We start from the raw sequence: 21478 nt of genomic DNA, 5'->3' as shown, positions 1-21478 counted from the left end.
AGCGGACTCGCTGACATCCAGAATTCACGATCGCTTTCAGGTGCTCAAACCTGCATCTTGAGGTTTATTGGGTATATACAATTTTATAACTAAATATTAGGGGGGGGGGTAGCAACGGATTTTCATTATAATGAGGGAGGGGGAGCATCTCTTTGCTTTTGATTTTATAGCTATTTTTCTTGTGATTATATTTTTAGAGTGAAAAAGAAAGATAGATCATATCATTTATAGGAATATTCCCATCTAATCATACGGCCATTTCATAACCAATCCGGATGCTATGGTTCTGTTATTAATTTTAGCTACAGTGTTTTTTGTTGGCTTTAAAATTGTATTTTATAAGAAATTTCACACTAGTGGTATTAAATGAAAAATAAGTAATATCATCGGATTTTTGAGATTATTCCACTTGTTTAGGTTGACTAAGTTTACGATGGGGTTCGGAGCTGCTTACGTTCGTTATCAACAGGAATTCTGACGTTGCTCGGCGTATATCTATTATATATCTGTACTTGAAATAGACGGCGAAATGGCGTGCAGACAATGAAAATAAAATATCCGTATTATGAGGGAATGGCCTGCCTTCGGAAAGGGGCAAGCTCAGGAGTCTTTTGAAATCCTGTATTCTATTCAGATGGAGCTGATTAACCTAAATAATAAAATCGCACGATATAATTCGGTACCGTGTTGTTAGTAAATACCTACACATTGAGGTTAATCCATACTTTATTTACTTGAGGAATACTTCCTTAATTGTTTCATGTCACGGAGTGGTGGTGAACCAAAAAGTCGGGTATATTCACGGCTGAATTGGGATGCGCTTTCATATCCGACACGAACGGCAGCGCTGTTCGCATCAAGGCTTTCGTTCATCATTAACTGTCGAGCTTCCTGTAATCGCAAATTCTTTAAATATTGCAGCGGGCTCATATCAGTTAGCGATCGAAAGTGCTGACGAAAGGCCGAAGGGCTCATATACGCTTTGGCGGCCAATTCTTCCATCGATAGATCCTGTGTGAAATTGAGCTTCAGCCATGATAGGACTTTGGCAATTTGTTGCCCCGGTGACCCCAGCGTGACGAGGTGTCGTAATGTTGGGCCATGTTGTCCGTGTAGTAATCGCGCGGTTATCTCCTGCTGAATCAAAGGGGCAATGTGCGGAAGTAGCGTATGATCATTCAATAGCCGAATGAGCCGACAGATGGCCTCTAGAAGGTTCTCATCAAGTTTAACTACCGATATTGCACTGGTGCTGCATGTTTTTGCTGTATGGGAAAAATCCATATCGGCCACCAGTTGAGAGATAAGCCGAGCATCCAGATCCAGACGTATTCCTAGATAAGGTTCTTCTGTGCTGGCTTGAGTGACATAGGAGACAACCGGTAAATCAACCGAGGTGACAAGGGATTGCCCTGGCCCATAGTCGAAGATTTTATCGCCGAGTGTTACCCGTTTCCCACCCTGAACGGTGATGCCTAGTCCCAGTCCATAGATACAAGGCATGGGAGAGGTGGCGGCGCTTCTGCGATAAAGTGAGAGTGCGGGAATTGCCGTTTCATAATCACCGTCAGTATCTGCCATGTCTGCTACCAACGCTGCCAATGTTGCATTGCCGTTTTGAGTTAGCATTTTTGCCTCCCATTTTCGTACGGTTTTCCCGAGAGTTCAGTGATGAAAAAGTCTAACATCGTTGGGTAAATATATTGCTGATATTGATAGCTGCTAATCGAATTAGGCAAAAAATTAATCATATCTGGCAAACGTGAGTTTCACTCACCGAGCCATACTACCTGCCTACAATTGCTGTCTTTCGCACACATCTCAAAGCAATAAAATGCAGGAAATATTATGAAGAACGTATTGATCATCAACGCACATCAGTTCTATGAAGGAATTTCGTCAGGGAGTTTAAACAAAGCATTAGTCGGCGTGATTCTGGAGGAAATGGAAAAGCGTGGTTACACGGTGAAGCTGACTGATATTGAGCGAGGCTATGACATCAATGAAGAAGTTGAAAAACATCTTTGGGCCGACATCATTATTACCCAATCTCCCGTGTACTGGTTCAGTACGCCCTGGATTTACAAGAAGTACGTCGATGAAGTCTTTACTGCTGGTCTTATGCAACAGAGTTTTCTGGTGGATGATGGCAGAACACGACAAGATCCAAGTCGACAATATGGTACGGGGGGGAAAATGCAGGGTAAACAGTACATGCTTTCGCTAACGTGGAACGCCCCGAAAGAGGCCTTTGATGACAGTAGCCAGGTCTTATTTACCGGAAAGTCGGTGGATGATGTGTTCGCTTACAATACGGCTAACTACAAATTTTGCGGCGTCGAACCGGTGTCGTCATTTTCGTGTTTTGATGTAATGAAAGCACCAGAAATCACCAAAGATATCGAAAGATTGAAAGAACATCTGGCGCATGTTTTTTCTTAAAATAGAGGGCCGGTTTTATTACCAAACCATATATTATGGGACTGGTTGAATTTTATAACACTCATTCCTACTAGTTGGTTGTATTAATTTTTTTAGAGACAGGGAGGTTTATTTCTAATGAACTAATTCCCCTTGAAGATTAATGATTTTTTGTTATCGATAAATAAACGTTAATTGACCCAATATGACTCTGATCGCGAGATACTGTTGAATATTTAATTTCATCGAAAGGAATAAAGAGATGACAAAAATTCTGCACATTGATGCCAGTGCACGCCCTGGTTTAGGGGGGATTGATTTACACGGTTCTTATAGTCGCCGCCTTACCCATGATTTCGTGAAGCATTGGTTATCACGTCAGCCAGAGGCTCATGTACGCTATCGTGATGTAGGGCTGCAACCACCCGACCATGTGAACCATTCATGGATTGAAGCTGCGTTCGGATCGGGCCTTGATCCCGCAGAAACTGCCCGCGTGTTGGAAAAAAGTAATGAGCTGGTCAATGAATTACTGTGGGCCGATGTGCTGGTTTTGGGTGTTCCTATGTACAATTTTGGTATGCCGTCTAGCTTGAAAGCGTGGATCGATAACATTGTACGGTTGGGGCAGACATTGTTTTATACTCCCGATGCTGCTGGGCATCCTTTTACAGGGGCCTTTTCTGAACGAAGACTGCCGGTTGTACTTCTGTCTTCACGCGGGGATCATGGAATGGATCCTGGCGGGGAGTATGCTCATATGAATCACCTTGATCCTGCGATAAAGACGGCACTGGGCTTTATTGGCATCAATGAAGTTCATAGTATTGCTATCGAACATCAATCGGAAGGTGGGGAAGCCTTATCTCATTCCCTACAGAGTGCTCTATTGCGTACGACAGATTTGGCGGAAACGCTGTTAGCGGCACGCGGAGTCTGAGATTTTTAGGGTATATCGCGTTTGAGACAAACCGTTGTGCTGCAACATCTTTTGCAGCACAACATAGGGATTCAACCGTTGCAATGGTCGAGTGAGGCAGCGGTGGCTTTTAGAGTCCAACCATTTTCATTCCGCTTTCCGGAAGACGTTCTCCTACCACTGATATCGTTGATACGGTTTCGTCGATTTCCATCCTGTCTTCAACAGTGAGCTCAACGCTGGCCGAGCCCAGATTTTCTTTCAATCTGTGTGGCTTAGTTGTGCCTGGTATGGGAACAATCCATGGCTTTTGAGCAAGCAACCAGGCTAGCGCTAATTGTGCTGGAGTTATTCCTTTACGCAGAGCAAGCGTTTTTAACACGTCGACCAGAACAGAATTAGCTTTGCGCGCTTCAGGTGAAAAACGAGGAACCGCAGTGCGAAAATCGGAGCGTTCGAACGGCGTATTCTCATCAATCTTCCCGGTGAGAAAGCCTGCGCCTAGAGGGCTGAAAGGGACGAAGCCAATACCGAGCTCTTCGAGAACAGGCAATATTTCATTTTCAACGCCTCGGTAAAACAGTGAATATTCACTCTGAACCGCAGCCACAGGAAGGACTGCATGGGCGCGGCGGATTGTTTGTGGCCCTGCTTCAGAAAGGCCAAAATGTTTGACCTTGCCTTCAATAACCAGATCTTTAACCGTGCCTGCGACATCTTCTATCGGCACGTTTGGATCAACACGATGCTGATAGAGTAGATCAATCCTATCGGTTCTCAGCCGTTTTAGCGATGCTTCTACAACAAGCCTGATGTGTTCGGGGCGGCTATTGAGTGTTCCGTGGCGATAGCCTGTCTCCTGATCGATGTCGAAACCAAATTTGGTTGCGATCACGATGTTGTCGCGGATTGGCGCAAGGGCTTCACCTACAAGCTCCTCATTAGTGAATGGGCCATAAACCTCCGCTGTATCGAAGAATGTGACGCCTTGATCGAATGCACTTCGGATGAGGCTAATGGCCTGTTGCTTATCTATTGCTGTTCCATAAGCGTGGTTTAGTCCCATACAGCCTAGCCCCAGGGTAGAGACTTCTAGCCCATTATTGCCCAGTATGCGTTTTTTCATTTTTCACCATTTCAGTATGTTGCGGGTAATTCTTATGTTGAGTCTAATCGTGTGATGAAGAGGACAATCCATATGGATTATCTTGGCTCAATTTGAAAGATGAGACTAGATAGTAAAATTTGCATGCTGTTATGAATTCTATTTATAAGTTCTATCTATTGGCGTTAGTGAGGTGGTTTAAATAATAAAAAATGCCCAATTTATTTATTACAAGAATGATTGAATTAGGCAATTAACGTGACGAATTGGGCAATCAGTTTTGGTGTGGGGCACGTATGGTTACGTGTTTAAGAATGAATGCGAGAAATAAAGCATGAAAGCATATCGTTTAGATAATTTCACAAGTATTGATGACCTACATGTACAGAGTGAGAATGTCACACAGCCACAACAAGGTGAGGTATTAGTTCGCGTTCATGCGGTATCACTGAATTTTAGAGATATTGCAATCCTGCGCGGTCAGTATCCCGCCCCCCATTTAAAGGGATTGATCCCCACAAGCGACGGGGCCGGCGAAGTGATTGCCGTAGGGCCGGGCGTTGATTATTTTAACGTCGGAGATCGGGTCATGGGGGCGTTCCACCCTCGTTGGTTTGCGGGGCAGATGCCGACAAATCTTTTTCATTATGGCTATGGCAGTTTGTCTGATGGTTGGCTGGTTGAGCAGAAAGTTGTCAGTCAGGAGTCACTCGTTCGTATACCAGATAACCTTTCCTACGAGGAGGCTTCTACATTGCCTTGTGCTGCGTTAACAGCATGGAGTGCGCTGACTGACGGTTCTCCCGTTCGCTCTGGTGATACGGTGCTCATCCAGGGAACCGGTGGTGTCTCTATCTTTGCACTCCAGCTTGCCAAGGCCGTTGGGGCTTCTGTTATTGCGACGACATCCAGTGCAGAGAAAGCTGAGCGTTTGCGTGAGCTCGGAGCCGAGCATGTGGTTAACTACCGTGAGGAACTGCGTTGGGGCGATCGCGTGCGGGCCTTGTCTAACGGACAAGGTGTGGATCGTATTGTGGAAGTGGGTGGTCCAGGCACAATAGCCGAAAGCTTACGCGCAATCCGTCCCGGTGGCGACATTGCTCTTATCGGTTTCGTAAGTTCTGGAGGCACGGGCGTTGATTACATCGATATGTTTATGAGTGGTGCGACACTACGGCACATTTCGGTTGGCAGCCGTGAAGCACTTAAGGATCTCTCACGCGCCATCGCAATGGCTGATATCAAACCTATTATTGACCGTGTTTTTGACTTTGAGGAAGCGAAGCAGGCTTTTGCCTATCTTGATAGCCGATCTCACTTTGGGAAGGTCGTTATAAGGTGTTCTTAGGAGCAGATCTATGTAGAGTGCTACATTTTTCTACTCACCATCTCTGTGTTGATGTTTGCTGTTGATCATTGAATTATGAACATCGACTCGCTGATTTAGGTCAGCGAGTCGATGTTGTATTTTTTACACTTTATTCCCTTCCGTCGATTTTCTTCGAAAAAATAATAGCCATGATAGATATCTTGTCAGATAAGAGAAAAAAATAATGACAGCAAAGAAATCCCAATAAAAAAGTGATTTAGATTCTTCGAAGTCGAAGAAAGCAAAATCTACCTGAATCAACAAATAGGGCAGCATATCTCGATGAATAAAAACATGCAGACCGTAGAGTGATGTCATGATAAAGATAAGTGGCATTATTTTGGTAGCGAATAAGGAAGTAGGTAATATATTCCAAATTTTACAGAAGAAATTAGCCAGCATCTTCTAGTGTAGACCTAAATGCAGAGCAATAATAACCTGCACCCAATGCACGCTGGTCATGTGAATTTTTCTGACAAAATCTGATGTGCTATGAATAGGCAAATCAGGCAAGACATGTCGTGATAGCAGGATCCCACTCACGATGGCAGCAAGGAGCGTTAGCATCAATAGCATATTTGTCGCTACCTGTAAAATACGAAATGCTGAGTATTCTCCCTGAGTGAGTTTTTTGAACCAGTGGGTATTTAAGCCGTTATGCAATAAAATGATGAAGAAAAAAATAACGCCAAGCCATTCATGTATGTTTTCATCCCATAAATGAAACCCCATCAGTGATAATAAAATTATCAGCATCAATGTATCCTGAATGACCTGAAATTTATATTTCGCTTTCATTCATTACCCTGTTATTTCTGTTCGCGAGGCAATTTACCCAGCCAATTGATAACATCAGTTATCGTCTCATCATCTGTCACGTCATTTCTTGAAATTGCAAGGCCTTCAGTAATCAGCTGAGAATTTGGTTGAAGGCGTGCAATTTCGCGAAGTGAGTCTGAAAAACGGCTACCACCGTGTGTCGTAAAAGGAATGATGGTTTTTCCCTGTAAATCGTGTTGTTCTAAAAAGCTGTACAACACCATAGACATTTTGTACCACCAGATGGGGTAACCAATAAATACTGTGTCATAATCTGTAAGGTTTTGAACCTTGGCTTTCATTACTGGGCGCGCATTTTCTTTTTGCTCTTTTTCCGCATATTGTAATAAAGAATCGTGCTGCACGGGATAAGGTGTCACTGTCTCTATACGAAATAGTTCCCCACCAGTTTGCTGCTGAATGATCTGAGCAATATATTGTGTACTGCCGAGTCGCTCATTATTTTTCTGTAAAACACTGGCTCCCGAGACTCCATCAACACCCTCTAACGTGACATCTTCAGGCTGAGAAAAATAGACAATTAAAATACGTTTTCCCACCTGCGGCTGTGCGGCGGTGGCTGATAAGCAGTTGACTGATATTGCCAGCAAAACAAATAATCGTAGTGCGATGAGCCGCATGGGTGAAAATCTCATATAGTAATCCTCATAATATATCTGAAATTTATGTTGATACTCATTTGCGGTACCCACTGCCGCGTAGGCAGTGGGTGGTTTTCCCTGGTGTGGCAAGGTTTCAATTTACGCCAGATATTGTTGGTAAAATGCCGTTAATTTTGTGACAGCGGGCGTAACATATTGGGGTTTGTCATACATGTCGATATGGCTTGCACCAGGAACAAGGAAGAGCTCCTTGGGCTCCTGCGTTTTCTGATAGGCAAGCTCGCTAAAATACAAGCTATCGGCTTTCGCGCCGGCGATCATCAACGCGGGGCGCGGTGAGATCGTCTCTAATTGTTCAAACCCATAGAATGCCATCTGGGACGGAATACTGGAAAATACGGCACGAGCGGGGGCATTAGGGTGTTGTCCTCGTGCTGTACGGTAGTATTCATAGCCTTCCCGATACATAACGGGCGTATTTTCAGTGAAATCTTTGGTCGATTCAGGCACGGTTGCGGTGAGCCTAATTGCCTCTCCTCGCGCCTCACGAGTTCTTTGCTCTGCGGCATCCTTCAGGAGCTGCATGCGTTGTTCGTAGGTGCGGGAATTCGAAAGACCATTCCGCCGTAAATCGCCAATTTCAGCGGCGCTGACAGTAGCAACCGCTTTGATTCGTTGCTCTGTTTGGGCCGCGCTCAATACATATCCTCCGCCGCCACAGATACCGAGTGAACCGATTCGGTTGGCATCGACATAAGAAAGGGTGCTGAGAAAATCGATGGAGCAACTGATATCGTCCACGCGAGCGCTCGGTAGCTCCATCAAATGTGGCTCACCGCCACTTTCTCCCTGATAAGAGGCATCATACGCCAGGGTAATAAAGCCCTGTTCGGCCAATTTCTGAGCGTAAAGTCCTGCCGTTTGTTCTTTGACGCCGCCGATGGGGTGTGTGACAACAATAGCGGCATATTTCTTATTCTGATCGAAGCCTGCTGGCTTGAACAGGTTAGCAACGATGCTCGTTTGTGTATTTCTGTTGGGGTATGTGACGCGCTCAATGAGCAGGCCTTTTTCGTTAGTGTACCCAATCACTGTGGGTACTGTTGTTGTTGCGCGTGGCAAAGAGGTTGCGGCTTTTGCTGAGGCGAAGGAAGGCACCAGCATGCTACCCCCCATGGCAACGCCAGAAACGACCACAGCCGAAGTACTGAGGAACTTACGTCTTTGCTCGTTGAATATTTTATCGTTCATCGTTAACTCCACCATTGTTACAACACTTATTAGTTTGATTGTGTTGTTAATTTGAAAATATTGTTATTTTGGTAACGGTATTCGATAGATGAGTGGCGAATACGTTCCCGTAAATGAATGATATTTTACTGATAGGGTCACGATGCTGACATTTTGCTGACACCATTGTCAGAATAAACTCTGATGAGTACATTTTTATACATTTATATCGAATGGTTTTTTCTGACAAAAATGTTATCAACGGGTCATGCTAATGTCAGGTTCATCTGCTTATTATGGTGGCGTTAATTGAGTCATCCTGAATAAATTATTTAACTAAGGTGGTTGTTATGAAATATATTAAATATATTCTTGCTGTATGTGCTATTTTTACCGTATCAACCAGCGTTTTTGCTGCCAAGAGCGTGAACTCTGGTGAGGGGTTAACGAAAATTGGTGTTGTTTCTGTGCGCGGTGCTTCTTCGCTGGATAGTCTGGAAAATAAAATTTCCGAGAAAGCAGGTAAAGCCGGCGCTAGTGCCTACCGAATTATTTCTGCCCAAGGTAATGATAGCCTGAACGGTGTTGCGGTTATTTATCGATAATTCTTATGTAGTTAATTAAATATGTTTTTGAAAATGGCGATAATATTTATTATCGCCATTTTAATTATTGTTTTTTTAATGTGTAATATATTTCACTGATTTTTTTCGTGTGGCGCGATAGCCAGAGAAAAGCCAAACGTATTGATGCCGCCTCCGCTTTTAGCAAATACATCCCCATGATGCATTAACGCGACAGCTCGGACGATCGATAGGCCCAGCCCATGGTGCATATCGCTACGGGTACGTGAGGCATCTACACGATAAAAACGTTCAAACAGACGTGCCAGATGTGTATTCGTAATGGGATCTCCCACGTTAGTGACGGCGATATGGGCCAGTTCACCTACCTTTTCGAGCGTTACTGTCACTTCGCTATTTGCCGGAGCGTGCCGCGCGCTGTTTTCCAATAAATTGGCGAGAGAACGGTGAAAGAGTCGACGGTCTACCTGAGCGAGGATGTCACCTTCAATACGGAGAGTCAGTGTTTTTTCAGCAAACGAGGGCTCCACGTATTCTGCTGTTTTTAATGTTTCCTCACGTAGCGATACCTTGGTTAATTGCGTTGCAAACTGGCCAGCCTGTGCATGAGAAAGGAATAGCATGTCATTGACAATCGAGGTCATTCGCTCAAGTTCTTCGAGATTCGATTGGAGTAAATCCTCCCATTCGTGGATGTTACGTTCCCGCGATAACCCGAGCTGGGTTTGGCCGATGAGGTTAGTGAGCGGTGTGCGTAACTCGTGGGCGACATCGGCATTGAAACTTTCTAGTTGTTTCCAGGCAACTTCCTGACGTGCGAGGACTCCATTGAACGAGGTCGCAAGTTTTTGCAGCTCAATAGGGAGATCAACGGTATCCAGACGCCGGCTGTGATCTCCGGGAGCAAGGGTATGGGCCTGTCGACTGAGATTGTTAACCGGGCGCATGCCAATTCGCGCAATAACGAAACCTAGCACCGCGACTAATAATACGCCTAATACCGTAATAATAATCAATACTCGGGTAAATTCGTTTAGGGTGCCCAGATAAGGTGTGGAATCAATCGCCACTGCGGAACGCAGAGCTGGGCGTTCACCTCGTGCGGGGATATCGGTAATTAGCAGGTAAAATGAACGGGCATTTTCATTATCGGGCATTTTGGTGAAACCACTTTTCAACTGTGCCCAATTGACTCCGCCGGGGAGGGGGGACCCTATGCGATAGCGCACGTCTTCGCTGAGGATCCAATATTGTGCTTTTCCCCCTTCGACCTGAATGAGGTTGTCGAATTTTGCCTGAATCATCTGCCAGTCTTTTGGCGTGGTTAGCGAAGTTAAATAGGGGGCAATGAGCGAATGGCGAAACTGCAATTCTTTGTGCATTTGATTACGCAGTGACTCATGCAAAGAGTGGTGTAACAAGAGTGCATAACCGGAAACGATGGTCATAGCGGCCAAGGCGAACATCAGCGCCAGACGGATGGATATCGAGGGTTTCATCACGGTCAACTTATTATTCAAGACGAGGGGCAGGGCGGTTTTCCAGTACGTATCCCATCCCCCGGACCGTATGGAGTAATTTTACCGTATAAGGGGCGTCGACTTTCGCTCGCAGCCGTTTAACAGCAACTTCTACTACGTTAGCGTCGCTATCGAAATTCATATCCCAGACCTGTTCGGCAATCATCATTTTCGACAGTATTTCGCCCTGATGTCGTGCCAGTAGGCTCAGTAGCGCGAACTCTTTGGCCGTCAGGTCCAGGCGTTGCCCCGCACGGGTTACGCGTCTTGCCAGAAGATCGAGATGCATATCATCGATATGTAGCTGTGTGACATCAACGCCGCCACTGAGTCGGCGACGTAGCAGTGCCTGAATACGGGCGACCAGCTCAATCAAAGAAAAAGGTTTTGACAAATAATCGTCAGCACCGTGTCGTAACCCTTTTACGCGTTCATCGACTGAACCACGGGCTGATAGCATCAGCACTGGCGTTTGTTTATGGAGGCGTAAGCCCTCCAGCACCGCGTAGCCATCTTTACCCGGAAGCATCACGTCCAAAATTACGGCGTCATAGTCGTACTGAACCGCAAGATGCAAACCATCTATCCCGTCGGCGGCCACATCGACCGTATAACCGAGCTCACTTAGCGCCCGGTAGATATAAGATGAGGTTTTCTCTTCATCCTCGACCAGCAGTAATCGCATGTTACCTATCTCTATCATGTTATTTTTTGCACCTATCTGCGTTTTTCCACAGTATAAATGCCTCTATCCAACGCCAGCCTGACTGTCTCCTGACATTTCTGACAGCCAGGATAAACTGCACCTAATGTACATAGAGCTATGGGGGATTGATTCCCGATTTCAGGAATATGGCGACTTGCTTAAGCGCAATCATATTGAGTGGCTGATGATGTAGCAGTATGGCGGGGATGAAAATGAACTGGATTGCCAAATTTGATTTAATTTTTGCCTATTTCAACATAATGTAATAAAGCATGATGGTAATAAAAAAGAGAAGCGAGAAGTCAGCGAAGCGCTTTATTTTATTTCCTTTTTGATTAACCTTTTTATTTTAAATACCGATGAGAGTATGGTGCAAGTTGCGATAAACTATATAAAGATTGATATACCTAAAAATTCTGTTTCAGTGAAAATCAGCATGTCGGCTTACCGGGATAGGATATCTGAATGAAAAAAGGTGATTTTAGCGATTTTGCCGTCTTTATTGCTGTGGCTGAAGAGGGCAGTTTTACGCGGGCAGCGGCAAAGCTTGGGCTGTCACAGTCTGCACTAAGCTATACGGTACGCATGCTTGAGCAGCGTCTTGAGACTCGCTTGCTGTCACGAACCACCCGCAGCTTATCACTAACTGATGCCGGAGAACGCTTGCTCCATGCGTTAAAACCAGCATTTGAGCATATTAACCATGAAATTGCAGCGCTCAGCTCCCGGCAGGGTAAGCCCGCTGGGACGCTCCGCATCACCACGTTTCGACATGCCGCCAGAACAGTACTCCTGCCAGCCCTCACTCCATTTTTACACGATTACCCTGATATCGTCGTCGAGATCAGTGTTAACGAAGGACTGACCGATATCGTTGCTGGTCGGTTTGACGCCGGTATTCGCCTGGGAGAGCAGGTGCAGAAAGACATGATTGCAGTCAGAATCAGTCCCGATATTCGTATGGCCGTTGTTGGCTCTGCCTCCTACTTTGCGGCGCGAAAAGTCCCCAACACACCGCGTGAGTTGAGTGAACACCGCTGCGTCAGCTACAGACAGAGCTCAGGCGGGGGGATTTATGCTTGGGAGTTTGAAAAAGAGGGCGATGCGCTGGAAGTGCGTGTTAATGGGCCGTTGATTATCAACGACAATGAAATGTTGGAGGATGCTGCGCTCAGTGGATTGGGCCTGGTTTACACTTTCGAAAGTCATGTTATTCAGCACATTACTGCTGGGCGTTTAATTCGGGCATTGGAAGACTGGTGTCCGCCTATATCGGGTTACCACCTTTACTACCCCAGCAGAAAACAACATACACCAGCCTTCGCCCTTCTGATTGATATACTCCGCTACAAAGGTTAGCAGGACATGGCTCTCAGTTGGTTATGTCATAAATCTGCGTGCTGTGGCCTATTCATAAAATTCCTTTCTAAGGGCATGCAAATTATTGCCTCTAATCGAGCCGATTTTTTCCGGTTATTCTCCCCTTAATTTACGACTACAGACGATCTATTTTCGTCGCATCAATAACCACACTGGGGAGTTTAGATAATGAAAAAACGTTTTATCGGTGCTATAGCTGCGATGAGTCTGGCGCTTTCCGCTATGGGACATGCACAGGAGACTCAACCACGCGGATATATGATCGCAAATTACGATATTAAAGATCAGGCTGGTTTCCAGAAGTATATGGATGCTGCCGGATCGCTGGCGCCGAAATATCATGGCACCGTGACCGTCTTTAATTTGAATGCAACCGCTGTGGAAGGTCATCCTAAATCAGTCATGGCCATTGCAGAATTCCCAAGCCTTGCAGATGCACAGCGCTTCTACAATTCTCCTGAATATACAGCAGCCAAGAAATTCCGCATCGCGTCGACGGAAGGTTCTGTGATCCTTACCGAAGGGTTCGTGCCGCCGAAACCATAGAGGGAAATTGCCTCCATGGGTTAACGGCAACTCACGTTTAGATTAGGAAATGAGGAGACTCACATGCGCCATACTAGCGGTACCAATATTGAGCAGGAAAATCCCCTTTTGCAACGTCGTCGACAAATCTTAAAAGCAGGGTTGTCACTTGCGACTCTCCCTATTGTCGCTGCCGTGTCTTCGGGGGTGATGGCCGCGAGTACGTCAACAGCCACAACCGCAACGAACGCTACGGCTGATACCGCATCCGATACATTCATCAACGGGTTGGCTGACTTAATGGCACACTCGACTCGGACGCCTATTTTGAGATGGCCAAACGAGTATGGTATGGAGTTCGAGGAAATATTTTTCCCCGCTATCGATGGTGTTACGGTAGAAGGCTGGTTCATTCCCGCTGACTCGGACAAGCTGATCATCTGTAACCATCCAATGCCGTGCAATCGCTATGGCTACCCTGGGCACCTAGAGCCTTGGACCAATTTTGGTAGTTTCGAGGTGAATTTCCTGCCGGAATATAAAGTGTTGCATGATGCCGGTTATAACATTATTGCTTACGACATCCGCAATCATGGACGTAGCGGGATGGGGAGCGGCGGAGTCAATGGACATGGTGTATTGGAATATCGGGATGTGATTGGTTCTCTGCGCTATGCGAAATCTCGCGCGGAGACAAAAAAGATGAAAACTGCGCTTTACAGTCGCTGCCTTGGAGCCAATGCCACCATCGTGGGGATGCATAAGCACCCGAAAGAGTTTGCGCATGTTAAAGCGTTATTTGCGTTGCAACCGGTGACGCCTCGGGTGTTTGTTGAGAAGGCGGTTGAAGCACAACACATCGTTAATGGCGTAGAGAAATTTGATACCGCATTTCACCGGAGAACCGGATATCGTCTGGCTGATGTCTGGCCGATGGAATATGCTAAAGCTGTCACCGTGCCAACGCTGGTTGCGCAGGTTCGCAATGATTTTCTGACCAAACCCTCTAATGTGCAGGAAATTTACGACACTATCGCAGCTAAAGATAAAAAGTTGTATTGGATAGAAGGAACCGATCAGCGTTTTCAAGGCTATAACTATTTTGGCAAAAATCCAGAAGTCATGCTGGATTGGTTTAATAGCCATATCTGAATATAGCAGCCGGATTTAAGGTCAACGCATCATCATTAAGAGCGTAAGAAATATTAGTAATCAGATAAATTATGGTGTTCGTGCTGACCTGCATTGAATGTAGTCTTGTGTTTTTCCGATTAAAGAATATTTAACTGATGAGGTATTTATGGGTGGCATTAGTATCACGCAGCTATTAATTATCGCGGCGATTATTATTTTGCTCTTTGGGACGAAAAAATTGAGCAGCCTTGGTGCTGATTTGGGCGCATCGATTAAAGGTTTTAAAAAAGCGATGGGGGAGGAAAATGATAAAACCACGCCTGTTGAAGAAAGTAACAAGATTACCCCATCTCTGAGCGATCATCATTTTAATGATATGCCGGATGAAACCCAGAAAAAAGATAAGTGAAAACACTTTCACTGAATAGTCTTTTGAGCACGATGCTTTCAAACTGGTTATTACTAATATTTTATTTCGAAAAATGAATGATGCTGCTTTAGTCAGACTTGGCTAATGCAGAGAGGATTGCGTGCTTATCATTTAAAATATAAATATGGCGGCCATTCCTAAATTACGGGTGCCTGTACTTAGGAACATCATCAATCAAATTGCAATCCATAATAGAGCTTATCCTTACCTGTTATTGGTTTTACTCAGAGCAACACCGATGAATTTTTTCGTAAAAAAAAGTAAATAGAAAGATCAGAGCATATCAATTGGTTCGAGATAATTAACGAACCAATTGATGATACGGAATGGTTGAATTGAGTGGAGACCAGAAAGTTGTTCCCTGATGGTTGGCGATTAAGCCCAGTAAGTGATCTAATTGTTTTTATGACGAATTTCTCGCGGAATGCGCTGCCCTTGGGAATCGAAATAACGATTCGGCCAGATTTCACTCGCTGGAATGCCCAGTGCGTCTGCAATGAGTCGTTCACCTTTCGGTCAGGGGCGGTTTAGTGCATTTGCGAGAGTTGATGAACTAAGGCCTGCCTCACGTGATACGGCTGCTAACGTTGTCTTACGTTTACGCAGAGCTGCAATGATATCGGCAGGATGCCAGTCCATTCGTTGTTCCTGTTGTTCAATGTTCATACGTCCTCCTCTTGGATTGAAACTTTACTTCTTCCAGTAAACTATATCTTTATTATGGGTGAAAAAACAACCAAAAATAAAGATAAAATTTATTTAGGAAAGAAATGCTTTAAGAAGGGCTTAGTGAGAGAAGCGATAATCAATCTATGTTGATCAGTACCGTGGATAACACCGTGATTGGTAAGCGATTAAGACTAGCCCGAGTGAACAAGGGATTAAAGCAGATAGAGCTCGGTTGCCTCGCTGGTTTAGATGAGGAAACGGCAAGCTCTCGTGTGAGCCAATATGAAAGAGAAGTCAATGCACCAGATTTTGGGCTGGTTTCTCGGTTCGCTACAGTGCTGGATGTTCCTGAAGCGTATTTCTATGCCGTCGATGACGATCTCGCCACCTTGATCTTACAGTATCACCGTTTCAAGAAAGCCAACCCAAACTCCACGCTGCTCATCACACCTCAGTAAGGTTGGTGCCCTAATGTGTCTGGTATTCAATTCCGTGCGTTTACCCTTCTAAATTTAATTATTCCTACTCTCAATAAATTAAATCTTCATTTTTGATCTTAAAATAACCAAAAATGAATTTTAAATTCAATGGGTGAAGAACCACTTCAAGAGCGGCATAGCGGGAACGGCGATAATCGGCTTATGTTAATCTGCGAAGCAGGTAATTCCGTGATTGGTAAACGATTAAGACTGGCGCGAGTGAATGCAGGATTAAAACAGGTCGAGCTCGGTTGTCTCGCTGGACTGGATGAAGAGACGTCGAGTTCCCGCGTAAGCCAATATGAAAGGGAAGTCAGTTCGCCGGATTTTGGTCTGGTTTGCCGGTTTGCGGCGGTGTTGGATGTGCCAGAAGCGTATTTCTATGCTGTCGATGAAGATCTCGCAACGCTAATCTTGCAGTACCATCGTTATAAGAAAAGTAACCCTAATTCTACGTTGTTGATTACCCCGCAATAGACACTCATTCATGTATCCGTTCTGAGCAATTTACTGACATTTCTCGACTGTTTGTGAAATGCTGAGGCAAGATTTTCTCGCTGTCTGAAAAAGCAAATCCTGTTATCAGGATCTGCTCTTAGGAGCGTTATCGATCAGGCAGCTCCAGCCGTCTTATGTTGTTGAGCATAAATGTATGGCGCAACATATTCTTCCCGGTTGGTATTCAGATAATCCGACCACCATTGCATCATCGCTTTACGGGCATCAAGATATTCTGCTTTATGGATGTAAGCCGCTCGAACGCTATTGCGTTCCTGATGGCTCATTTGGCGCTCAACCGCATCCTGTGCCCACAGTCCAGACTCCATCAGCGCACTACAGGCCATCGCTCTGAATCCGTGGCCGCAGATTTCATCTTTTGTGTCATAACCCATCAAGCGCAGCGCCTTGTTGACCGTGTTTTCGCACATTGGTTTATACCGATTATGGTCTCCGGGGAATATCAGTTCCTGATGCCCGGAGATTTCCCGTATCTGTTTCAAAATAGCGATGGACTGACGGGAGAGGGGAACGATATGCGGCGTGCGCATTTTCGCCCCACGCCCAGAGTAGCGGACACCGGGGATGGCTTCGCGGGTGGCTGGAATGGTCCAGATTTTGTTTCTGAAATCGATCTCAGACCAACGGGCAAAGCGCAACTCGCTGGAACGGATGAACAGGTGCAGGGTGAGTGAGACCGCCAAGCGGGTTAATTCTCTCCCTTGCTTGTAGTCCTCAATGCGAGTCAGTAGTTCAGGTAGCCGCTCCAGCGGAAGGGCAGGGTAGTGGCGTTTTACGGGAGGGGCAATAATTCCGTCCAAATTTGCCGCCGGGTTGTGCTCTATCAACTCCTGATGCACAGCATGACGCATAATGTTGCACATATGCTGTCGGGTTCGTGCCGCCACTTCCAGCAGACCTTTTTTCTCAATACCTTTCAGCAGGTCGATGAAATGACGAGTTTTCAGCTCTGTGATAGGCAGGTGTCCAATTATTGGAAAGATGTGATTGTTCATGCTGGCAAGCAGACGGGCGGCATGGTTCTCTGACCAAGTTCTGTTACTTTTATGCCAGCTCAATGCCGCGGTCTTGAAGGTTTTTTCTGGTGAGGCAGTGGTTCGTTCAGCGGAGCGCTGTTGTGCTGGGTTGATATTCTGCGCCAGTAATTTTCGAATACCGTCACGCTGTTGACGAGCGTCGGCTAGAGATACATCAGGGTAGGCACCTAAGCTGAGGCGGGATTCTTTTCTATTGATACGATATTTGAGATACCAGAGACGTGAACCGCCTGGATTAACTAAAAGGTATAGACCGTGAGAATCAGAAACTTTGAAGGGCTTTGCGGATGATTTTAAGTTGCGGATTTTTGAGTCGTTAAGAGACATTTGGGGGTCACTCCGTCATCGAACCAACTTGACCCCAAATCTGACCACCAAATTCTCCCGATGCGGAGGGAAAACTGAAAATGCATCGGGAAGACTTTTCACGGTAACCTATTGAATCTGAATCGCATAGGGATTCGCAAGGCGGCATGAAAACAAGAATTTGGCTCCTCTGACTGGACTCGAACCAGTGACATACGGATTAACAGTCCGCCGTTCTACCGACTGAACTACAGAGGAATCGTGTGAACGGGGCGCATGATATCCGCCACCTGCGGTGCTGTCAACGGCAAAATCAGCTTTATCGTCTGACTGTTTAGGCTATGTACAATTCGCCGTTTTTTTATGAGTTAGTAAATCGATGGCGCATGATAATTGGTGCTGTTTTGCCAGTTTTTTAGCCGGGCGAGTGGATCTTGGCGATAGAATTTTTGGAAGCAGCGATACAGATCCGGGAAACGTTCTTCAAGAAGTTCGGGGGCGCTGAAGAAATATTCTGATAGTACGGCAAAACACTCCGCCGGATCGTGGACGGCGTAGGGGTCCATGCTGGCGGCGTCTTCCCCAACCAGATCGATTTCTTCCTGTAAGGCATCCATTGCGCCATGCAGATGTTGTTCCCAGGCAGCAATCTCACGTAGCGGAATCAGGGGAACGCCCGTTGCTTCACCGCTACTGCGAATATCCAGCTTGTGCGCGACTTCATGAATGATGAGGTTGAAACCGGAGAGATCGAAGGAATCCTGCACTTCCTGCCAGTTGAGGACAATCGGTCCCTGATCCCAGCTTTGGCCGGATTGCACCATTTTCCCCTTATGCACGAGTCCAATATCGTCCTGCCACTCTTCTTCAACAATAAACGGTCCGGGGTAAACCAGAACTTCATGGAATCCATCCAGCGCATCCATTCCCAGCGACAGCACCGGCAGGGAAAACAATAAGGCGATGCGCTGCTGCATGATGTCCGTTAACACCAGTTCCTGCAACGGAATCAGGCGCTTTTGCTTCAGAAACTGATCGGCAAGGGCGACCAGTTGTTTGAGCTCTTCGTCGCTTAAAGGCGCGAGAAGTGGGATGGAAATCGCAGCTTGCCAGTGTTCAAGCGTCTGCACCTGAGGTTGAGTGTTTTTCCACGGCCATTTAATCATTGTTATTGCTCGTTCAGTCGTCACTTGAATTTAAAGGCGAGGGCGGGTGCTGTTAACATGCCGCAAAAGTAGGCATCATGGCAACTGCTAAACGGAGAGATGCCGGAGCGGCTGAACGGACCAGTCTCGAAAACGGGAGTAGGGGCAACGCTACCGGGGGGGAAATCCCTCTCTCCGCCACTATTCAAACACTTACCCCGCGTTTAGTCTGTGACGCTTTCCACACTTGGCGGTGGCTTAAAGTGGACAGCTCAAATCCCCTTCTTCACACCGTAGCATGGTTTTGAACTCTTTTACGCGCTCGGCAGTTTTCTCCGTCAGGCACTGGGAATACACCATGCCATGCACCGATCCTCCGGTTGTTGGGAAGGTCTGAAACTCACAGTCAGCGTCGCGGTACGCGATCCATTTTCTCTGGGCTGACTTGAGTAACGCCTTGTGTTCTTCAATAGCAACCCGCTTTACGACATCCTGATAAAGCTTATTAAGCTCATCATCCACTTTTTTATACGCCCGATCCGCGCATTGATTCATATCGAGCTGCGTGTTGGCGTTATTACAATCCAAAGCCGCAGCTTGCACTGTGGGCAGTAGAAAAAACCATACAATGGCTAATTTTTTCATTATTTATCCTCTGTAAGCAGGTGCTACGTGGTTTTGTTTTAGACAAACGCGCTTATCTAAAGATTGTCCCTCAGCTCATGCGTACACTTTCCGGCATACCGCTTTGTCATTTTGTTCTGGGAGTGCACCTTCGTCAGGGCCTTTGCAACCAGATCATCGTAGTCCCATCGCGTCACTGAACCACCGAATAACTTTTTCACCCTGTACATCGCCGCGTATTATACGCTCCATCTACTGCCGTGGAGTATAAGCACAAATATCATGGCTATCTTGAAAGCGGTCGGTGGTTTAAATTGAGTTTTCTTGATTTGTTAAAGTCAGATTCACATTGTTAAATCTGACTTTAGTCATCCTTGTCAGGCGATAAATATTCTCACTTTTGAGCGTTATTTCACAATAACATCGCGGAAAGTAAAGCGCTGTTTCTTACCTGATTCTTGGTAACCAATACGCACGAATATGCCTAAATCTTCGATATAGGCATAATCACTGCTCATTGGTACGCCATCTCCACGGTTATCTGTACAAATGATTTCAAGATAGCGTCCTGTGAACGTTGAACTAATATCTTTAGCATCGGACCATTTTTTATCAGCTCGACACTGCTGACTAGTGGTTTTTTTGTCGCTACCCATGCTTTCCCATTGATATTCAGCCCCTTCTTTTGGGGGGATGGAAAATGTATTTTTGAGTGTTTTACTGATAGTCGGTGATGTAGAAATGGAGTCCCATTTTTTAAATTCTACTATATTAAATAAACGCTGATGCTGTGAATAAAATGGAACATCACCAAGCGTTAATTTATCCAAAGTCAATGTTGTCCCATCAGGTTGACGATCGATCACCGTTACTGAATGCATGCTAACACTCATTTCTTTTTCATTGGGTGATTCCTGACTATAAACCAACTGCTGGAAAGTAGGGAGCTGGTACGTGTTGACTAACGCTTCTTCAACCACATTCGCTACTTCTTTGGTAAGAGGGAAGCTTTGCAGATACGAAGGATCGTTCTCTTCAAAATTAGGTAAAGTTAGCTGATCATCGGCAGGTTTTTTTTCGCGAAGGACTAAGGTGTCAGAGCTTTTAAGTTGGTGAATATCGTGAATGGCACAAAGTTTTTTTGATATCTCAACATTTTCTGGATCTAAGGAGATAAATTTAGCATCTGTCGTCGCCGTGTGATCTGTAATATTCCCTTGGTTATCTATGGAATAACTACTTATTTCTTTACCTTGATTATTTTTACAGTTCAGAATCATATCCTGAATCTTTATAGAATATGGCGCGGCATATTCTTTATCTTTATAGGTTAAGGCATAATCGGTTGCCAAACGTATTTTAAGTATTTCGCCTTCGCGCTTACTCTTATTAACGTCAACAAAATATTGATCTTTTTGGTCATTTCTAAGGGAAAGCGCAGTCCATTTCGGGGCTGAAATAGTTTGCTGGCAAGCATCCAATTCGGGCTTTGTCTTGAGCAAACTGTCTTCATCGGGTTCAAAAGGTACACCTGGAATGTAACGGAGGATTGAGTTTGCGCCATAGACTCGAATATCAGATCGGGTAGATGCTTTAATTGTAGAGAATAACAGCGTCTTTTTATCCGTCGCGCAGTCCACATTTAACCATAATTCGTTTACTTCCCCCGTGTACATTGCCATGCGGTAAAGCACATTAATGCTCTTTCCTACCTGAACAGTGCTATCGGGAATCCAGTCTATGCTTTTGAACATTTCTTGTGGTGAGGGGAGGGAGAAAGCTGAGGAAGATAGCATTAGGCCCACTGAAAATACGGTTAACCTATTCATTTTTAATTCCTTTTCAATAGTATATAAACGCAAAGATGTTACCTGAAGAGTAAATTTAAAAGCCAGTTATTCATCTACTTCACAGTAATATGTCCAATTTCAGGG

20 protein-coding genes, 2 tRNA genes and 2 pseudogenes are annotated in these 21478 nt (G+C 45.4%); 11 read left to right on the top strand and 13 right to left on the bottom strand.

From position 1 onward, the window contains the following. Window positions 1–726: 726 nt before the first annotated feature. Entirely contained in the window at window positions 727–1629 is a 903-nt protein-coding gene (locus EDI29_RS19740; protein WP_039536805.1) for an AraC family transcriptional regulator, read from the bottom strand. A gap of 219 nt (window positions 1630–1848) precedes the next feature. Here EDI29_RS19740 and EDI29_RS19735 point away from each other — a divergent pair, with 219 nt between their 5' ends. Together EDI29_RS19735 and EDI29_RS19730 are read left to right on the top strand one after the other, a co-directional pair. Beyond that, window positions 1849–2442, top strand: coding sequence for an NAD(P)H-dependent oxidoreductase (locus EDI29_RS19735; RefSeq protein ID WP_137742231.1), 594 nt, complete (start codon window positions 1849–1851; stop codon window positions 2440–2442). A gap of 241 nt (window positions 2443–2683) precedes the next feature. Continuing rightward, window positions 2684–3361, top strand: coding sequence for an FMN-dependent NADH-azoreductase (locus EDI29_RS19730; protein WP_103862000.1), 678 nt, complete (start codon window positions 2684–2686; stop codon window positions 3359–3361). Between the two features lie 109 nt (window positions 3362–3470). On the opposite strand, the gene EDI29_RS19725 is transcribed toward EDI29_RS19730, so the two are convergent. Then, window positions 3471–4466: an aldo/keto reductase gene (locus EDI29_RS19725; protein WP_010305031.1), complete on the bottom strand. Its 996-nt coding sequence runs from the start codon at window positions 4464–4466 to the stop codon at window positions 3471–3473. A 313-nt stretch (window positions 4467–4779) separates the two neighbouring features. Here EDI29_RS19725 and EDI29_RS19720 point away from each other — a divergent pair, with 313 nt between their 5' ends. Continuing rightward, window positions 4780–5793 carry a zinc-dependent alcohol dehydrogenase family protein gene (locus EDI29_RS19720; RefSeq protein ID WP_137742230.1) on the top strand — a complete coding sequence of 338 codons (1014 nt, stop codon included), beginning with the start codon at window positions 4780–4782 and terminating at the stop codon, window positions 5791–5793. Between the two features lie 123 nt (window positions 5794–5916). Here EDI29_RS19720 and EDI29_RS19715 read toward each other — a convergent pair. The 3 genes and pseudogenes from EDI29_RS19715 to EDI29_RS19705 all read right to left on the bottom strand — a co-directional run bounded on the left by EDI29_RS19715 (window position 5917) and on the right by EDI29_RS19705 (window position 8507). Beyond that, window positions 5917–6612 (bottom strand): annotated as a pseudogene (locus tag EDI29_RS19715) (DUF4405 domain-containing protein). A gap of 11 nt (window positions 6613–6623) precedes the next feature. Next, complete coding sequence (locus tag EDI29_RS19710) at window positions 6624–7289, bottom strand: flavodoxin (RefSeq protein WP_167494541.1); 666 nt, start codon at window positions 7287–7289, stop codon at window positions 6624–6626. Window positions 7290–7394: 105 nt separating this feature from the next. Continuing rightward, window positions 7395–8507 carry an alpha/beta hydrolase gene (locus EDI29_RS19705; protein ID WP_167494540.1) on the bottom strand — a complete coding sequence of 371 codons (1113 nt, stop codon included), beginning with the start codon at window positions 8505–8507 and terminating at the stop codon, window positions 7395–7397. 329 nt (window positions 8508–8836) lie between these two features. On the opposite strand from EDI29_RS19705, the gene EDI29_RS19700 reads away from it, so the two are divergent. After that, a complete protein-coding gene (locus EDI29_RS19700; protein ID WP_137742229.1) occupies window positions 8837–9091 on the top strand; it encodes a YdgH/BhsA/McbA-like domain containing protein in 255 nt (84 codons plus the stop codon). Window positions 9092–9183: 92 nt separating this feature from the next. Here EDI29_RS19700 and EDI29_RS19695 read toward each other — a convergent pair whose 3' ends face one another. After that, the gene (locus EDI29_RS19695; protein ID WP_167494539.1) at window positions 9184–10572 is read right to left on the bottom strand and encodes a heavy metal sensor histidine kinase; all 1389 of its coding nucleotides are present in this window, start codon (window positions 10570–10572) and stop codon (window positions 9184–9186) included. Between the two features lie 10 nt (window positions 10573–10582). Next, a complete protein-coding gene (locus EDI29_RS19690; RefSeq protein ID WP_137742227.1) occupies window positions 10583–11275 on the bottom strand; it encodes a heavy metal response regulator transcription factor in 693 nt (230 codons plus the stop codon). A 486-nt stretch (window positions 11276–11761) separates the two neighbouring features. Here EDI29_RS19690 and EDI29_RS19685 point away from each other — a divergent pair, with 486 nt between their 5' ends. From EDI29_RS19685 to tatA, 4 genes are all read left to right on the top strand, one after another. After that, window positions 11762–12655 carry a LysR family transcriptional regulator gene (locus EDI29_RS19685; RefSeq protein ID WP_137742226.1) on the top strand — a complete coding sequence of 298 codons (894 nt, stop codon included), beginning with the start codon at window positions 11762–11764 and terminating at the stop codon, window positions 12653–12655. A 189-nt stretch (window positions 12656–12844) separates the two neighbouring features. Further along, window positions 12845–13222 carry a DUF1330 domain-containing protein gene (locus tag EDI29_RS19680; RefSeq protein ID WP_137742225.1) on the top strand — a complete coding sequence of 126 codons (378 nt, stop codon included), beginning with the start codon at window positions 12845–12847 and terminating at the stop codon, window positions 13220–13222. Between the two features lie 63 nt (window positions 13223–13285). Further along, the gene (locus tag EDI29_RS19675; protein WP_137742224.1) at window positions 13286–14353 is read left to right on the top strand and encodes an alpha/beta hydrolase family protein; all 1068 of its coding nucleotides are present in this window, start codon (window positions 13286–13288) and stop codon (window positions 14351–14353) included. Between the two features lie 148 nt (window positions 14354–14501). Further along, window positions 14502–14744 carry a Sec-independent protein translocase subunit TatA gene (gene tatA / locus EDI29_RS19670; RefSeq protein ID WP_039492644.1) on the top strand — a complete coding sequence of 81 codons (243 nt, stop codon included), beginning with the start codon at window positions 14502–14504 and terminating at the stop codon, window positions 14742–14744. Between the two features lie 414 nt (window positions 14745–15158). On the opposite strand, the pseudogene EDI29_RS19665 reads toward tatA, so the two are convergent. Then, window positions 15159–15431: pseudogene (locus EDI29_RS19665) on the bottom strand (helix-turn-helix domain-containing protein). Between the two features lie 146 nt (window positions 15432–15577). Here EDI29_RS19665 and EDI29_RS19660 point away from each other — a divergent pair. Beyond that, the gene (locus EDI29_RS19660; RefSeq protein ID WP_137742223.1) at window positions 15578–15892 is read left to right on the top strand and encodes a helix-turn-helix domain-containing protein; all 315 of its coding nucleotides are present in this window, start codon (window positions 15578–15580) and stop codon (window positions 15890–15892) included. 183 nt (window positions 15893–16075) lie between these two features. Continuing rightward, a complete protein-coding gene (locus EDI29_RS19655) occupies window positions 16076–16390 on the top strand; it encodes a helix-turn-helix domain-containing protein (protein ID WP_039551213.1) in 315 nt (104 codons plus the stop codon). A gap of 134 nt (window positions 16391–16524) precedes the next feature. Here the strand turns inward: EDI29_RS19655 and EDI29_RS19650 are convergent, their stop codons facing one another. The 3 genes from EDI29_RS19650 to mtfA form a co-directional block, all read right to left on the bottom strand. Further along, window positions 16525–17796 (bottom strand): tyrosine-type recombinase/integrase, encoded by a 1272-nt coding sequence (locus EDI29_RS19650; protein WP_137742222.1) that lies wholly within the window; start codon window positions 17794–17796, stop codon window positions 16525–16527. A gap of 161 nt (window positions 17797–17957) precedes the next feature. Beyond that, window positions 17958–18033 (bottom strand) — tRNA-Asn (locus EDI29_RS19645). 110 nt (window positions 18034–18143) lie between these two features. Continuing rightward, complete coding sequence (mtfA, locus tag EDI29_RS19640; protein ID WP_137742221.1) at window positions 18144–18941, bottom strand: DgsA anti-repressor MtfA; 798 nt, start codon at window positions 18939–18941, stop codon at window positions 18144–18146. Between the two features lie 93 nt (window positions 18942–19034). Here mtfA and EDI29_RS22670 point away from each other — a divergent pair. Continuing rightward, window positions 19035–19121 (top strand) — tRNA-Ser (locus tag EDI29_RS22670). A 57-nt stretch (window positions 19122–19178) separates the two neighbouring features. On the opposite strand, the gene EDI29_RS19635 is transcribed toward EDI29_RS22670, so the two are convergent. Together EDI29_RS19635 and EDI29_RS19630 are read right to left on the bottom strand one after the other, a co-directional pair. Then, a complete protein-coding gene (locus EDI29_RS19635; protein ID WP_137742220.1) occupies window positions 19179–19565 on the bottom strand; it encodes a lysozyme inhibitor LprI family protein in 387 nt (128 codons plus the stop codon). A gap of 386 nt (window positions 19566–19951) precedes the next feature. Beyond that, window positions 19952–21373 (bottom strand): hypothetical protein, encoded by a 1422-nt coding sequence (locus tag EDI29_RS19630; protein WP_137742219.1) that lies wholly within the window; start codon window positions 21371–21373, stop codon window positions 19952–19954. Between the last annotated feature and the right edge of the window lie 105 nt (window positions 21374–21478).

The organism is Pectobacterium polonicum, assembly GCF_005497185.1.
In the GTDB taxonomy this organism is placed as follows: Bacteria; Pseudomonadota; Gammaproteobacteria; order Enterobacterales; family Enterobacteriaceae; genus Pectobacterium; species Pectobacterium polonicum.
Note: the sequence above shows the minus strand (reverse complement) of the source record. Positions and strands in the feature narration are given on the sequence as shown.

Excerpts from the sequence above, each read along its gene's own strand:
- EDI29_RS19700 (WP_137742229.1), top strand. The coding sequence starts at position 8,837 with ATGAAATATATTAAATATATTCTTGCTGTATGTGCTATTTTTACCGTA.
- EDI29_RS19685 (WP_137742226.1), top strand. The coding sequence starts at position 11,762 with ATGAAAAAAGGTGATTTTAGCGATTTTGCCGTCTTTATTGCTGTGGCT.
- mtfA (WP_137742221.1), bottom strand. The coding sequence starts at position 18,941 with ATGATTAAATGGCCGTGGAAAAACACTCAACCTCAGGTGCAGACGCTT.
- EDI29_RS19630 (WP_137742219.1), bottom strand. The coding sequence starts at position 21,373 with ATGAATAGGTTAACCGTATTTTCAGTGGGCCTAATGCTATCTTCCTCA.
- EDI29_RS19635 (WP_137742220.1), bottom strand. The coding sequence starts at position 19,565 with ATGAAAAAATTAGCCATTGTATGGTTTTTTCTACTGCCCACAGTGCAA.
- EDI29_RS19735 (WP_137742231.1), top strand. The coding sequence starts at position 1,849 with ATGAAGAACGTATTGATCATCAACGCACATCAGTTCTATGAAGGAATT.
- EDI29_RS19690 (WP_137742227.1), bottom strand. The coding sequence starts at position 11,275 with ATGCGATTACTGCTGGTCGAGGATGAAGAGAAAACCTCATCTTATATC.
- EDI29_RS19650 (WP_137742222.1), bottom strand. The coding sequence starts at position 17,796 with ATGTCTCTTAACGACTCAAAAATCCGCAACTTAAAATCATCCGCAAAG.
- EDI29_RS19720 (WP_137742230.1), top strand. The coding sequence starts at position 4,780 with ATGAAAGCATATCGTTTAGATAATTTCACAAGTATTGATGACCTACAT.
- EDI29_RS19730 (WP_103862000.1), top strand. The coding sequence starts at position 2,684 with ATGACAAAAATTCTGCACATTGATGCCAGTGCACGCCCTGGTTTAGGG.
- EDI29_RS19675 (WP_137742224.1), top strand. The coding sequence starts at position 13,286 with ATGCGCCATACTAGCGGTACCAATATTGAGCAGGAAAATCCCCTTTTG.
- EDI29_RS19655 (WP_039551213.1), top strand. The coding sequence starts at position 16,076 with ATGTTAATCTGCGAAGCAGGTAATTCCGTGATTGGTAAACGATTAAGA.
- EDI29_RS19660 (WP_137742223.1), top strand. The coding sequence starts at position 15,578 with ATGTTGATCAGTACCGTGGATAACACCGTGATTGGTAAGCGATTAAGA.
- tatA (WP_039492644.1), top strand. The coding sequence starts at position 14,502 with ATGGGTGGCATTAGTATCACGCAGCTATTAATTATCGCGGCGATTATT.
- EDI29_RS19680 (WP_137742225.1), top strand. The coding sequence starts at position 12,845 with ATGAAAAAACGTTTTATCGGTGCTATAGCTGCGATGAGTCTGGCGCTT.
- EDI29_RS19705 (WP_167494540.1), bottom strand. The coding sequence starts at position 8,507 with ATGAACGATAAAATATTCAACGAGCAAAGACGTAAGTTCCTCAGTACT.
- EDI29_RS19710 (WP_167494541.1), bottom strand. The coding sequence starts at position 7,289 with ATGAGATTTTCACCCATGCGGCTCATCGCACTACGATTATTTGTTTTG.
- EDI29_RS19740 (WP_039536805.1), bottom strand. The coding sequence starts at position 1,629 with ATGCTAACTCAAAACGGCAATGCAACATTGGCAGCGTTGGTAGCAGAC.
- EDI29_RS19725 (WP_010305031.1), bottom strand. The coding sequence starts at position 4,466 with ATGAAAAAACGCATACTGGGCAATAATGGGCTAGAAGTCTCTACCCTG.